This window comes from Trabulsiella odontotermitis (assembly GCF_001188485.1).
Classification (GTDB): Bacteria; Pseudomonadota; Gammaproteobacteria; order Enterobacterales; family Enterobacteriaceae; genus Trabulsiella; species Trabulsiella odontotermitis_A.
Window position 1 is genome coordinate 55,254 of the sequence record NZ_JNGH01000119.1, and the last position, 12,413, is coordinate 67,666.

Consider the following 12,413-nt stretch of genomic DNA (forward strand, 5'->3'; position numbering starts at 1 on the left):
TGAATCTTGTTCTTTTTGGCACCGCAGAGGTGAATAGTCATTGAGCAACAATATAACAAATACGGTAATTTTTTTGAAGCAATCTACGATTGACCTGACATGTAAAGAAGCGTTTCCAGCCTGCTACCGGACAGAATTTCAGATAAAAATAGGGCGGTACAGTAACGCTGATGAAATCACTACTCCATTGATTTTGTTATAGTTGAAAGCGTGCAAATATGCCATGCAGGCAGAATAAATTTTTGCTTCACAACATGATGAGGCCGATCCTGAAAACCGGCGGTCCGAACGGGTCTCGGCGTTCGACGCTCAGCACTTCCGCCAGAGGCGAAAAAGGGGATACCTTTCGGTACCCCCTTTTTTGAACCGGTTGGGATATGTCGCCGTTTATGCCACCGGGCGAACAGGGGCGTCGGTCAGTTTCGGGTCACCGCCAGCAAGGCGCTGACGTGTGTTCTCATCGCTTAACATGGTATACGGGAAGATAGCAGGTACGGCGCTGACCTTATCCAGCCGCGCAATTTGTTCAACCGAGAGCGTGACGTTGGTCGCCCCCAGGTTGTTTTCCAGTTGCGCCAGCGTGCGTGGGCCGATGATCGGCAGCGAGCCTTTCGCCGCCACCCAGGCAATAGCGATTTCGCTNNAGGCTGTGTTCCACCTGCAACCCGGCAATCGGCGCGACGCCGCGCAGTTCGGCAATTGTTGCCGCCCGCGCCACGCGCCAGGCCGGGAAGTCCGACAGTCCGGCGTAAAGAATTTTGCCTGCCCGCACCAGATCTTCAAACCCGCGCACAATCTCTTCCGACGGGGTAACGCCATCGGCCATGTGCGCCCAGTAGATATCAAGGCGATCGGTTTTCAGGCGTTTCAGGCTCGCTTCTGCGGCACGGATCATCACCTTGCGACTGTTGCCGGTGGTGAGAACGCCTGGCTGCGGGCTGGAACCGAGGGTGAATTTACTCGCCAGTACAAACTCGTCGCGCCGCCCGGCCAGCAAATCGCCGAGAAGCTCTTCCGACTGGCCAAATTGGTAGCCGTCGGCGGGGTCGGTAAAGGCTCCGCGCCATGTCCCCAGCGGGTGCCGAAATTCCCCGCGCCGAGGACCAGCTCAGAAACGCGCAGGCCGGTGTGTTGGCCAAAAAGTTTATAACGCATGGATAATTCTCCTGTGGAGACGGCTGGATTAGCGCTCGCCCGGCTCAAGAAGACTACGGGTGGCTTCGTTAAGAATATGCTGCGACAACGTCTGGTCTTCTACTGTGCGGGCGAGCAGCAGCGCCCCGACCATGGTGGAAAATACGGCTATTGCACTGCGTGCCGTGTTGCGTGGAGGGGAAGTGGCGATCGCCCCGTCAATCGCCGCGAGTTGGGCGCAAATACCCGATTCAAAGCAGCGGGCCGTTTCTGCGCCGTGGCGGGCGACATCAGGGCCGAGCGCCGCAAGGGCACAGCCTTCACCGGGGCGATCCCGGTGATCGGGGGAGAGATACTCGTTGACCAGCGCGGCCAGCGGATCGTCCCCATTGCAGGCGCACAGGTGTTGCCATTTTTCCACGCTCTCGGCGATCATTTGCCCGCAGGCTTCGGCGATCAGGGCGTCTTTCGAGGCAAACTGTTTGTAAAAGCCGCCATGCGTCAGGCCCGCTGATTTCATCAGGGCGCTGAGTCCCACACCGTCAAATCCTTGTTCACGAAACAGCTTTCCTGCTGCGCTCACCACCGCCCGACGGTTCTCCTCGGCCTGCGCCCGACTGACTCTCATGCTGTTACCTCATCGTTTAATTTAGATGATGAATAACATCCTGCGAAAATAGATGTCAATCAACATCTATTTTAAGCGCACGAGAAGCCAAACTCGCTCGCGGGCGAACAAACATCACGTATGAAATGACAAAACTTGCGCTTTTCCTGACGGTGGATTGACAATTAAATGCCTGGTCAGTAATTTCAAATGCAATTACTGACCAGGCAAGTATCATGACTAACACTACGGATATACCCAACGTCAAGCTTCACCTCGGTTTGCTGCTTCATCTTGCAAACCAGTTTAAAGATCAGCTCATTAACCAGTATTTTTCCGACACGGATATCACCGCAGCTCAGTTCAAAGTGCTGATCAGTATCTATAAAGGGTTCAACCGCCCTATAGAAATCAGCAAGAACCTGCTGATGGATGCCGGGGCGATGAGTCGCATGATTGAGCGCATGGTGAAGCGTGAACTGATCGTACGAAACCCAAATCCGGAAGATAAACGGCAGGTAATACTGGCATTGACTGATAAAGGGCGGGCCATTTGCGACCGCTTTCAGAATGAGGCACTGGCCTCAATTATTGGTCTCCTGACGGCACGCCTGACCGTCGGGGAGTCCCGGCAACTTGAAGCGCTACTGATAAAAATGTTGCCGGACGAGGCTATCCAGCCACATCGCTAAGCTGTCCTGAAAAAGGTTAAGACAAAGATGCAAACTTCATCTGCACAACCCGAAAAAACATCTGGTAAGCGCAAACGCAACTTCATCATTTTATTCGTTATTCTGGTGCTGATTGCCGCAGGGTGTCTGGCATGGTATCTGCTTTACGCCCGGTATTATGAAACGACGGACGATGCGTACGTGAACGCGAACCTGGTGACGCTGACACCGCAAATTGCCGGTACGGTAACGCAGGTCACCGTCGACGAAGGTGATTATGTTCAGAAGGGGCAACCACTGGTCCTGCTCGATCCGAGCGATACCGAAATCGCCCTGCAACAGGCGGAGGCCGGGCTGGCGAATACCGTGCGCCAGGTCCGCGGGCTTTACAGCACGGTTGATAACTATCGCGCGCAGGTCGCGGCGAAGCGGGTCGCGCTGCAAACCGCGCAAAGCGACTATGCGCGTCGTCAGAAGATCTTCGCGACAGGTGCCATTGCCGCAGAAGATCTCTCTCACTATCGCGACGCGGTGACCAGTGCACAAAGTGATTTGACGGCGGCGGAGCAGGCGCTTAAAACCAACCAGGCGATGGTGGATGACACGGTTATCGACAGCCATCCGGAAATCAAAAGCGCGGTTGCCACGCTGCGCCAGCGCTTCCTGGACAATGCGCGCAGCACTATTCTGGCGCCCGTCAGCGGTTTTGTCGCCAAACGCGCCGTTCAGTTAGGTATGCGGGTGGATTCCGGCACGACGCTGATGTCGATTGTGCCGCTGGATCAGGTCTGGGTGGAGGCCAACTTCAAAGAGAGCCAGATGAACACCATGCGCCTGGGGCAAAAAGTCACGCTCACGGCAGATCTGTACGGCGATGATGTGGAATATCACGGCACGATTGAAAGCCTGGGTATCGGCACCGGTAGCGCTTTCTCACTGTTACCGGCGCAAAACGCCAGCGGCAACTGGATCAAGATAGTCCAGCGGTTGCCGGTGCGAATTACCCTCGACCCGCATGATATGCAGAAACACCCGCTGCGCGTGGGGTTGTCGATGTTCGCCAGAGTGGATATCCGCAACGCGGACGGCAGTTTGCTGCCACAGAAAACCGTTGCCGCACCCCGTTTCAGGACGGACGTTTATCAGAACGCGCTGGATCAGGCCGATCGGCTGGTGGCGAAAATCCTTCATGACAACAGCAAAGTGGTAGCGTCCGACGCCCGCTAAGAGAAACGTTATGCAAGATAAGTCAGCATTTACGCCGCCCAGCCTGCTGCTTGCCACCATCGCGCTCTCGCTTGCGACTTTCATGCAGGTGCTGGATACGACGATCGCGAACGTGGCGCTGCCGACTATCGCCGGTAACCTCGGCGTCAGTTCCGATCAGGGGACCTGGGTCATCACCTCGTTTGCGGTGTGCAACGCGATTGCCCTGCCGTTGACGGGCTGGTTTACCCGGCGCATCGGGCAGCTCAGGCTTTTTATCGGTTCAGTCGTGTTGTTCACCCTGACCTCGTTTCTGTGCGGCTTCGCCCACAGCATGGGTGAGCTGATCGTCTTTCGCGCGTTACAGGGTTTTTTCGCCGGGCCCATGTTTCCCATGTGCCAGACGCTGCTGCTGGTCATTTTCCCGACCAGCAAACGGAGTATGGCGCTGGCGCTGCTTTCGATGGTCACGGTGGTTGCGCCGATTGTCGGGCCGATTACGGGCGGATGGATCACCGATAACTACTCCTGGCCATGGATTTTCTATATCAATGTCCCTATTGGCATTTTCGCGGCGTTCACCGTCTGGACGCAACTGCGGGCACGTGAAGAAACCACGACGACGGCACCCATCGATTATATCGGGATTGCGTTGCTGGTGCTCGGTGTGGGGTTGTTACAGGTGGTGCTGGATAAAGGCAATGACCTCGACTGGTTTTCTTCACAGACCATTATCACGATGTCGGTGATTTCCGCCATTGCACTGGTGTCCTTTGTCATCTGGGAACTGGGGGAAAAGCATCCGATTGTGAATCTGCGACTGTTCACCGACCGCAATTTCGCCATCGGCACGACGACCCTGACGCTGGGCTACGCGGCATTTTTCGCTATCAATATTATTCTGCCGCAGTGGCTGCAGACTCAGATGGGGTACACCGCGATCTGGGCCGGGCTTGCCGCCGCGCCAATGGGATTTTTACCGTTGTTATTGACACCGATTATCGGTCGCTACGCCAGCAAATTTGATTTGCGTATCCTGGCGACGCTGTCGTTCATGACCATGGGCGCGTCCTGTCTTATCCGCGCGCAATTCAATACCGACGTTGATTTTCGTACCATCGCTCAGGTGCAGATGTTCATGGGGATCGGCGTGGCATTTTTCTTTATGCCGATCACGACCATCGTCCTGTCGAATTTGCATGGTGCAGAGGTGGCGGAAGGTTCTGGCCTGGCGACCTTCTTCCGTGTGCTGGGCGGTTCGTTTGCGTCATCGCTCACCACCTGGATCTGGTCACGGCGCGAGGTGTATCACCATGCGAACCTGACGGAGAGCGTTTCCGTTTACAACCCGGCGGCGGAGGACTATCTGCAAAAGATGGGGGGCGTGACGCAGCAGCACCTGGCTGTGGTGGATAAAACCATCGAGCAGCAGGCGTATATGATGTCGACGATTGATTATTTCTGGCTCCTCGGCTGGGGTTTCATGGCGCTGATTGTGGTGATTTGGTTTGCCCGCCCACCGTTTGTCCGTTCCGGCGCGCCTGCATCGCCTGCGGCCTCGGGGCATTAATAAAGTCAGTGGGCACCCCTTACTGTGCTCAGCGTAACGTCTGGTAACCTCTGGCGAAGGCGATTTCCGCCCGATCATTGACGACGTCCCAGGCGTCGGCGGGGGGGGCGATAAANTGCCAGAAACGCAGTTTGTAGTGCCTGAATGGTCTGCGGTTCAACAGTTTGACTCGCCACCAGTAAAGGCATCGGCGCCGGGGCGCTATGTGTCAGTATGCGTACATGGCGCATTAATTCCGGCTCATGCTGACACAACAGCGACCAGGCATAGCTGTCCAGCGGACCCACATCAGCCTTACCGGCGATCAGTGTTTCCACCACTCGCCGCGGCGTGACCAGCGGCCCGGTGCATTCACTGTACAGCGGCTTCCTCGTTTCGCTGAAATACGCTGACAAGTGATAACGCACGGCGTTATAGCCGGAATGGGATTCTGGATTGGTGTATGCCAGCCGCCCGCCGAAGGTGTCTTCCAGATACCGGGCGGTTGATTCCTGCGGCACGATAAACAGGGTGCGGTATTGGCCCGGCAGTCCTTCCTCCGCGGCAAGGCGCGTTACCGGCGTGACAACAGGTTGCACGGCAAACCGTTTCTGCGCGAACGGCCAGCCGCACATAAATACCGCAAGCAGATCGGCGCGCGACCATAATCCTTCCAGTCTGGCCGGGGCAGGGTAGTCGAGCGCTTCTGCTGTCAAACCGGCACGACGCACAACCTCTCGAAGAAGCGTTTTCCAGCCTTCCGTAGCCGCCGGGGTGACAGAGTACATCCGCGCGTTGACGATCATCGGTAGCGTAATTCCAGGCCGATGCCGAGGGCGCGTGCTTTCTCCAGCATCGCATGTCCCAGCGCGATATCGCTCAGCGACAGGCCGCGATGCCAGAACAAAATGGTTTCACGATCACTTTCACGGCCCGGTTTTAGCCCTGCGACAATTTCACCCAATTCAGCATGCAAGGTTTGTTCGCTTAATTTACCCGCATCGACATGGGCCCGCAGCGATCCAAACATCCCGCCTTTACACTGTCCCCAGTCATCCACGACCAGCTTGTCCATAATATCGGTGAGCGACAGTTCCACGGCACTCATGGTGCCGTAAGGCACAACAAAAGCGCCGGGTTTTATCCAGGCTGTTTTTAACAACGGCGTCGGTGCATTGAGGCGGGAGGCTTCAACAACAATATCGGCGTCGCGTACGCAACTTTCCCAGTCATCCGTTACGATGATTTTCTTGCCGAGATCCTGCTCCAGACGGCGGGCAAACGCGTTGCGACTTTCAGGGCGGCGCGAGTGGATGCGGATTTCATCGAAATCATAAATGCTGTTGAGCAGACGGACATTCCAGTACGCGGTTCCCCGTGCACCAATATGCCCCAGTACTTTGCTGTCGCGGCGGGCGAGATGGCGTGCGCCCAGGGCCGTCAGTGCGCCGGTACGCATATCAGTAATCGCTGACGCGTCCAGGATGGCTACAGGCATTCCGGTGCGTGGGTCGAACAGGTTGAGTAACGCCATTTCAGAGGGCAGACCGCGCGTGTAGTTGTCGACATAATCACCGACAATTTTTACACCCGCGAGCCCAAGCGGCTCGATATAGCCGCGCAGGACGTTAAAGTGACCGTTAAACGCTTTATCAGGAATTAAATGCACTCGCGGTTCAATAACCGTTTTTTTCTGCCCCTGCGCCAGCAGTCCGGCTTCTACCGCAGTGAGAATTTCCTCGTCCGTTAACGTCAGTTGATCCACATCCGGACCATTAAGCCAGGTCAAATTAATGGGTTGCGTCATACATTTCTCTCATTGATAACATGGGCGGTATCAGACTGTACGTGGGCGAATAATTGCTCACGGGTTAATACCCCGACGGGCGCACTGTTTTCGATAACGGTGAGGCTGTCGGTGCGCCGGGACAGCATCAGCGCCAGCGCGTCTTTCAGGGTGGCGCTGGCCTCAAGCTGGTGCGGGTGGTGAGTGCTTAAGGCGGGTTCCATCGCCTGTTTCACCGGGGTAATGGCAAGCAGTTTCAGCGTGGCGTCGCTGCCGACGAAAGACGCGACAAACGCATCCGCGGGCGAAGAGAGCACTTCGGCCGGTGGCGCATACTGGCATAGCTTCCCTTCGCGCATAATGGCGATGCGGTCTCCCATTTTGATGGCTTCATCAAGATCATGGGTGACGATGATGACCGTTTTCTTCACGCGTTGCAGGATTTGCTTAAACTCAGTCTGTAATCGTCCCCGAACCAACGGATCGATGGCGCCAAAGGGCTCATCCATTAGCATCACCGGCGGATCGGCCGCCAGAGCCCGTGCAACGCCGACACGCTGACGCTGCCCACCAGAAAGCGCTGCGGGAAAGCGACGGGAGTGCTGCCCGGCATCCAGTCCCACCAGTTCCAGCAACTCTTCCACCCGCGCCTGAATTCGCGAGGCATTCCAGCCCAGCCCGCCCATTCACCCATATCTGCCCTGAGGTGGGTTGTTCCAGGCGGTTAATTAAGCGCATCGTGGTGGTTTTGCCGCAGCCGGAAGGGCCGATGAGCGCAGTCGTGGTTCCCTCTTCAAAGGTCATAGAGAGGTCATCAAGCGCTTTACGTGGTGAACCAGGGTAAATTTTGCTGATATTTTCCAGTGTAATCATGCCATTAACTCTTTGGAATATGCTGAAAAAACAAACGCTCCACCAGGGAGAAAAGCGCTTCGATACCCATAGCCAGCAAAATGATGGGCACCGCGCCGACCAGAAGGCGTGACATATCCATAATGGCAATGCCGGTGGTAACAAAATCCCCCAGTCCGCCGCCACCGATAAATGACGCCAGCGCGGCGCCACCAACCACCTGTACGGCGGCGGGGCGGNNACAGCCGGCGAGAATACCGGGCGCCGCTAAAGGCAGAACTATTCTGCCGGTGACCTGACGGGGTGTGAGTCCCATACCGTTCGCTGCGGAAAGCGTATCCGGGTCAATGGACTGAATGCTGGTACAGGTATTGAGTAAAATCGGTGGAATGGCCAGCACCACCAGCGCAACGACCGAGGGTAGCAGGCCGATGCCGAGAAAGGGCATGGTTGCCGCAAGAATCGCCAGGCTTGGGATGGTTCGCAATGTGCCAGTACCACTGGTGATGATTAAAGCGAGGCGAGGGGTGTCCGCAATCAGCACTCCCAGCGGGACAGCAAAGATTAAGGCAATGCCCAGCGAAACCCCGCACATGATCACATGCTGCCATACCGCCTGCCAGAACAGCGGTTGGTTTTCCAGTATCCACAACCACGCTTGTGTCAGCACTGGCAGCTCCTTTGCGCAAAGCGTCGCTGTAACCGGACAAAAAAGAGATCAGCGCCGATGGCCAGAAGCGATGTCAGCCCGCCGCCGATAAAGATTTTTTCCGGGTAACGTTGATCCAGCCCGGCAAGAATGATGGCGCCAAGCCCGCCCGCATTGATATAAGCCGCAATGGTGGCAATGCCGATAAGTGTGGTGGTGGCAATCCGCAACCCACTGATAATAAAAGGCAACGCCAGCGGTAACTCCACTTCACGCAGATTGCGCCATTTACCGTACCCCATGCCGCGCGCCGCTTCACGGACCTCCTGTGGGATGGCGTGGAAACCGGCGGCGATATTGCGGGTCAGGATCATCAGCGCATAAGCCGTCAGACCCACGATGGCCGGGAGAATACCGATGCCAAGCCACGGAATGAGTAGCGCGAACAACGCCAGCCCAGGAATCGCAAAGATGGTGCCGGTAATGGTCAGTACCAGCGCGTACAGTCGTGGACGACGGGCAGTCGTAATGCCAAGAAACAGCGAAATAACGAACGCCACCAGCATTGCGACCCCCACCAGAAGCAGATGCTGCAAGAGTGCCAGCAGAATGTCGTCATAATGTCGGGTTATCCAACGCATCAGGCGGTCTCCAGTAGCGGAGCTGTACCGGCAAGCCATGCCGGCTGCATGATCTCGCTGGCCAGTACGGCAATGTCATCAGCGCTGGAGCGATCGTCATCCAGTGGCGCGACCAGCGCGCGAACCCTGCCATGGAGCGCTTTCGCATAATGGCCGGGTTGTGGGGCATCCTGCAGATCCAGCGCCTGAGCTGCAACCAGCAGTTCAATGGCGACCAGATAACGCAGACTTTCCAGTAACCGGGTGGTTTTACTGATAACGCCCATCGCCTGTGAGGCGTAATCCTCAACCCGGTCAGCGACCGGTATCGTCAACGGGGAGAGCGGCTGGGCGTGATGCGCAATATCGCTCACCAGCGCAGAAACCGTTTTTTGCAGGGTGGCGAACCCGGTTTGCCCGGCATGACGCGTGAGAAAACGCGGCAGTCCACTGGCGGCGGGAGACATCATTTTCATGATCCGTTCGCCAGTGCNGTGACGCGCGAGGGCCATCCCCAGACTTTCCAGCGCCAGCGCCAGATGCGTGGCATCAAAATTGGCGTTCGCCAGCACCAGCCCGGGCTCTGCCAGCAGGCCGGGGTTATCGTCAGCACTGTTGAGTTCCAGTTCCACTGCCGCGCGGGCCAGCAAGTAATAGTGGCGTACGCAGGCCAGTACCGGCGCGACGCAGCGGAAGCTCAGGGGATCCTGCAATGCGCGCGCGCCATCGGGCTGTAGCAACTGACTGCCCTCCAGAAGCGTCAGCAGATAGGCAGCGGTTTCTGCCTGCTGTGGCGCAGGGCGCATTTGCGCCGCCCTGGGGGTGAGCGGTGAAATATTGGCGCGAAATGCTTCCAGCGAGAGCACGACAGCCCCTGAGTGAACATTCAGCAGCCGGGCGATATCCAGAAGCAGCAGCGCGCCGAGGCCGACACTGGCGGCATTGGATGACACCAGCGCCAGCCCGTCTTTTCCGCGTAACGGCGCAAGCGTCAGGTTTAGCCGGTTCAGTACTGTGGACGCAGGCAAAATCCTGCCCTGGTATTCAACCTCGCCGTCGCCGACAAGCGCCCGTCCGACATGTGCCAGTGGCGCGAGGTCCGCCTCGCCAATCGAACCGATAAGCGGGACGCGGGGATGTATCCCCTGGTTGAGAAAGGTCAGCAGCGTGTCCGCCACGGGCAGGGAGATACCGGATGCCCCCTGCGCCAGACCCGCAAGTCGCGCCAGCATGATGGCGCGAACCTGAGTACGGGTTGCTTGCTGACCGACGCCGACCGCCCGCGCTAACGGGATCCGCCGCTGAATTGCCTGTAACAGTTCCTCATCGTGACGGCCATCCCGGGCGTGCAATACTGTGGTATCAACATTTGCGCCAAGTCCGGTCGTAACGCCGTAGATGCGCTCTCCGGCGCTGATGCAGCGCAGCAGAAAATCAAAGGACGCGCTGATGGCCTGTTGCGCTTGCACTCCTTGTTCGACAATCTGACCACCGTCGGCGACGGCTCGTACATCTTCAAGCGTGAGTGGCGCATCACCCAGAATTAGTTTCGATGCCACGATCATGCCCTATTTGATGATGCCCTTTTCGCGCAAGAAGTCTTCCGCCACATCGCGCGGTTCTTCTTTATTTTTTTCCACTTCAGCATTCAGTTTCTGCATGGTTGCGTTATCCAGTAACTGGCTGACATTGTTTACTATTTCGCGAATCTGAGGATATTTTTGCAGCGTGGCATCGCGCACGACCGGCGCGACTTCATACGGCGGGAAGAGATGTCTGTCATCTTCCAGCGCTACGTACTGATTTTCCGCAATTTGCCAGTCAGTCGCGAAGCCGTTGGCAACGTCAATTTGCCCGGCCGCAAGCGCGTCATAGCGCAGGCCAACTTTGGCAAACTGGCGGAAGGCTTTAAATGTAATGCCATAGGTTTGTTCCAGCCCTTTCAGACCGTCCTGGCGGTCGCCAAATTCCGCACCTGCACCGATGGTCAGTTCCGGCGCGGCACGGGCGAGGTCGGAAAGCGTTTTCAGGTGATATTTTTCTGCTGTCTGTTTGCTCACCAGCAGTGCGTAGCCGTTGTTCACGCGGGCAGGCTGCAGCCAGGTAAGATGGTATTGCTGCTGATAGGCGTCGCTGACCTGTTTAAACACCTGCGCCGCCCCGGAAGAGGGCTTGCCTTTGACTACCGCGCTGAGCGCCGTACCGGTATATTCCGGGTACATATCTATTTCGCCTTTCAGTAGCGCAGCGTGGGCGATTAACGTCCCGCCGAGATTGGTTTTACGCTCAACCGAAAGTCCTGACTGTTCCAGCGTCCGGGCATAGATTTCCGCCAGAATATATTGTTCGGTAAAGTTCTTACTGCCAACAACGACATCAGCCGCGTGTACCTGAGCCGTCGCCAGCCCCAGTCCCAGCAAAAGCCAGGAGGTTACGCGTTTCTTTTTACTGTACATCCCCAGAGTCCCCGCAATGAAATAGAAATGCCTGAATTTACTTGTATATACAAACCAAAGAAGCTAGCAGTACATTAACGGCAGACGAAATAGGAATTCGTTCTTTCTTATAACGGAAACGGGGAGTATTCCATGCTGTACTTAATACCGCTGGGTTTAACGTTGTCAGAGCGTGCTCGAGGGCGGGCCGCTGGCAGCGCCGTATGCCAAAGCGAAACTCGATATGATTTCCGGTGGTGATTTCACACCGCAAATGCACCCTGGCGAGCATTTACCAGTACCTGAAAACAAAGGAAGCCTGATGGACAAAGCGTTCAACTGGGTCAATGAACCCCGCTCATGGCGACGTGAAAACGATTCGTTATGGGTGACGACAGATGAAAGAACCGATTTCTGGCACAAGACCTGGTATGGATTTGAGCGTTTTTCCGGTCATTTCTATGGCTGTGATGTCACGGGTGATTTCACCTTCCAGGTGAAGGTTCGCGGGGATTTCAACACGCTTTATGATCAGGCCGGGATCATGCTTATGCAGGATAACGATCATTGGTTAAAAGCCGGTATCGAGTATAACGACGGCGCTCCGGCCATCGGCAGCGTGTTAACGCTAGGGCATTCAGACTGGGCAACGGGGGTGTACCCCGGTAATGCGGCGCTGTTCTGGATGCGCCTGACCCGCAAAGGGGACAGCCTGCGTTTGCAGTATTCCACGGATGGCAAGCACTGGCCGCTGTTACGACTGGCTCACTTTCCCGTTTCCGGCAAATGTACAGTCGGTGTGATGTGCTGTACACCGGAGCGCGGCGGGCTTTCTGTACGCTTTGACGATTTCCTGCTCGCACCGGCATTTGATAAGGCACTGCATGATTTGTCCTGACAGGTA

General features: G+C 56.5%; 14 protein-coding genes and 2 pseudogenes. 5 read left to right on the forward strand and 11 right to left on the reverse strand.

Annotation, left to right across the window (positions count from 1 at the left end; genetic code table 11):
• Positions 1–387: 387 nt before the first annotated feature.
• From GM30_RS28275 to GM30_RS21020, 3 genes are all read right to left on the reverse strand, one after another.
• Positions 388–621 (reverse strand): hypothetical protein, encoded by a 234-nt coding sequence (locus GM30_RS28275; RefSeq protein ID WP_476691229.1) that lies wholly within the window; start codon positions 619–621, stop codon positions 388–390.
• A complete protein-coding gene (locus GM30_RS28280; RefSeq protein ID WP_476691230.1) occupies positions 527–997 on the reverse strand; it encodes an aldo/keto reductase in 471 nt (156 codons plus the stop codon). The genes GM30_RS28275 and GM30_RS28280 overlap by 95 nt, the downstream gene beginning before the upstream one ends.
• A 186-nt stretch (positions 998–1,183) precedes the next feature.
• Entirely contained in the window at positions 1,184–1,762 is a 579-nt protein-coding gene (locus tag GM30_RS21020; RefSeq protein ID WP_049850177.1) for a TetR/AcrR family transcriptional regulator, read from the reverse strand.
• Positions 1,763–1,977: 215 nt separating this feature from the next.
• Here GM30_RS21020 and GM30_RS21025 point away from each other — a divergent pair, with 215 nt between their 5' ends.
• The 3 genes from GM30_RS21025 to GM30_RS21035 are packed head-to-tail and all read left to right on the forward strand — an operon-like array spanning position 1,978 to position 5,188.
• Positions 1,978–2,433 (forward strand): MarR family transcriptional regulator, encoded by a 456-nt coding sequence (locus tag GM30_RS21025; RefSeq protein WP_049850178.1) that lies wholly within the window; start codon positions 1,978–1,980, stop codon positions 2,431–2,433.
• 27 nt (positions 2,434–2,460) lie between these two features.
• On the forward strand, positions 2,461–3,639 hold the full coding sequence (locus tag GM30_RS21030; RefSeq protein WP_049850179.1) for an HlyD/EmrA/EmrK family protein: 1,179 nt from the start codon (positions 2,461–2,463) through the stop codon (positions 3,637–3,639).
• A 10-nt stretch (positions 3,640–3,649) separates the two neighbouring features.
• Positions 3,650–5,188 carry a DHA2 family efflux MFS transporter permease subunit gene (locus GM30_RS21035; RefSeq protein ID WP_049850180.1) on the forward strand — a complete coding sequence of 513 codons (1,539 nt, stop codon included), beginning with the start codon at positions 3,650–3,652 and terminating at the stop codon, positions 5,186–5,188.
• A gap of 74 nt (positions 5,189–5,262) precedes the next feature.
• Here the strand turns inward: GM30_RS21035 and GM30_RS21040 are convergent, their stop codons facing one another.
• The 8 genes and pseudogenes from GM30_RS21040 to GM30_RS21070 all read right to left on the reverse strand — a co-directional run bounded on the left by GM30_RS21040 (position 5,263) and on the right by GM30_RS21070 (position 11,530).
• Positions 5,263–5,973 (reverse strand): phosphate/phosphite/phosphonate ABC transporter substrate-binding protein, encoded by a 711-nt coding sequence (locus tag GM30_RS21040; protein WP_049850181.1) that lies wholly within the window; start codon positions 5,971–5,973, stop codon positions 5,263–5,265.
• On the reverse strand, positions 5,970–6,974 hold the full coding sequence (locus tag GM30_RS21045) for an ornithine cyclodeaminase family protein (protein ID WP_049850182.1): 1,005 nt from the start codon (positions 6,972–6,974) through the stop codon (positions 5,970–5,972). Before GM30_RS21045 ends, GM30_RS21040 begins: the two co-directional genes overlap by 4 nt.
• A complete protein-coding gene (locus GM30_RS21050) occupies positions 6,971–7,639 on the reverse strand; it encodes an ATP-binding cassette domain-containing protein (protein WP_274519071.1) in 669 nt (222 codons plus the stop codon). The genes GM30_RS21045 and GM30_RS21050 overlap by 4 nt, the downstream gene beginning before the upstream one ends.
• Positions 7,640–7,688: 49 nt before the next feature.
• Positions 7,689–7,826, reverse strand: a pseudogene (locus GM30_RS27735) (ATP-binding cassette domain-containing protein); the annotation flags it as partial.
• A gap of 4 nt (positions 7,827–7,830) precedes the next feature.
• Positions 7,831–8,400, reverse strand: coding sequence for an ABC transporter permease (locus GM30_RS21055; protein ID WP_155484030.1), 570 nt, complete (start codon positions 8,398–8,400; stop codon positions 7,831–7,833).
• Between the two features lie 68 nt (positions 8,401–8,468).
• Complete coding sequence (locus GM30_RS21060; protein WP_049850184.1) at positions 8,469–9,095, reverse strand: ABC transporter permease; 627 nt, start codon at positions 9,093–9,095, stop codon at positions 8,469–8,471.
• Positions 9,095–10,639, reverse strand: coding sequence for an aromatic amino acid ammonia-lyase (locus tag GM30_RS21065; RefSeq protein WP_072094203.1), 1,545 nt, complete (start codon positions 10,637–10,639; stop codon positions 9,095–9,097). Before GM30_RS21065 ends, GM30_RS21060 begins: the two co-directional genes overlap by 1 nt.
• A gap of 3 nt (positions 10,640–10,642) precedes the next feature.
• Positions 10,643–11,530: a glycine betaine ABC transporter substrate-binding protein gene (locus GM30_RS21070; RefSeq protein ID WP_049850185.1), complete on the reverse strand. Its 888-nt coding sequence runs from the start codon at positions 11,528–11,530 to the stop codon at positions 10,643–10,645.
• A gap of 172 nt (positions 11,531–11,702) precedes the next feature.
• On the opposite strand from GM30_RS21070, the pseudogene GM30_RS26885 reads away from it, so the two are divergent.
• Positions 11,703–11,789 (forward strand): annotated as a pseudogene (locus GM30_RS26885) (NAD(P)-dependent oxidoreductase); the annotation flags it as partial.
• Between the two features lie 42 nt (positions 11,790–11,831).
• Entirely contained in the window at positions 11,832–12,407 is a 576-nt protein-coding gene (locus tag GM30_RS21075; RefSeq protein WP_049850315.1) for a DUF1349 domain-containing protein, read from the forward strand.
• Positions 12,408–12,413: the final 6 nt, after the last annotated feature.

Bases quoted from the DNA above. Each gene is read 5' to 3' on its own strand.
- GM30_RS21060 (WP_049850184.1), bottom strand. From the start codon at position 9,095: ATGCGTTGGATAACCCGACATTATGACGACATTCTGCTGGCACTCTTG.
- GM30_RS21045 (WP_049850182.1), bottom strand. From the start codon at position 6,974: ATGACGCAACCCATTAATTTGACCTGGCTTAATGGTCCGGATGTGGAT.
- GM30_RS21025 (WP_049850178.1), top strand. From the start codon at position 1,978: ATGACTAACACTACGGATATACCCAACGTCAAGCTTCACCTCGGTTTG.
- GM30_RS21050 (WP_274519071.1), bottom strand. From the start codon at position 7,639: ATGGGCGGGCTGGGCTGGAATGCCTCGCGAATTCAGGCGCGGGTGGAA.
- GM30_RS21030 (WP_049850179.1), top strand. From the start codon at position 2,461: ATGCAAACTTCATCTGCACAACCCGAAAAAACATCTGGTAAGCGCAAA.
- GM30_RS21035 (WP_049850180.1), top strand. From the start codon at position 3,650: ATGCAAGATAAGTCAGCATTTACGCCGCCCAGCCTGCTGCTTGCCACC.
- GM30_RS21070 (WP_049850185.1), bottom strand. From the start codon at position 11,530: ATGTACAGTAAAAAGAAACGCGTAACCTCCTGGCTTTTGCTGGGACTG.
- GM30_RS21020 (WP_049850177.1), bottom strand. From the start codon at position 1,762: ATGAGAGTCAGTCGGGCGCAGGCCGAGGAGAACCGTCGGGCGGTGGTG.
- GM30_RS21075 (WP_049850315.1), top strand. From the start codon at position 11,832: ATGGACAAAGCGTTCAACTGGGTCAATGAACCCCGCTCATGGCGACGT.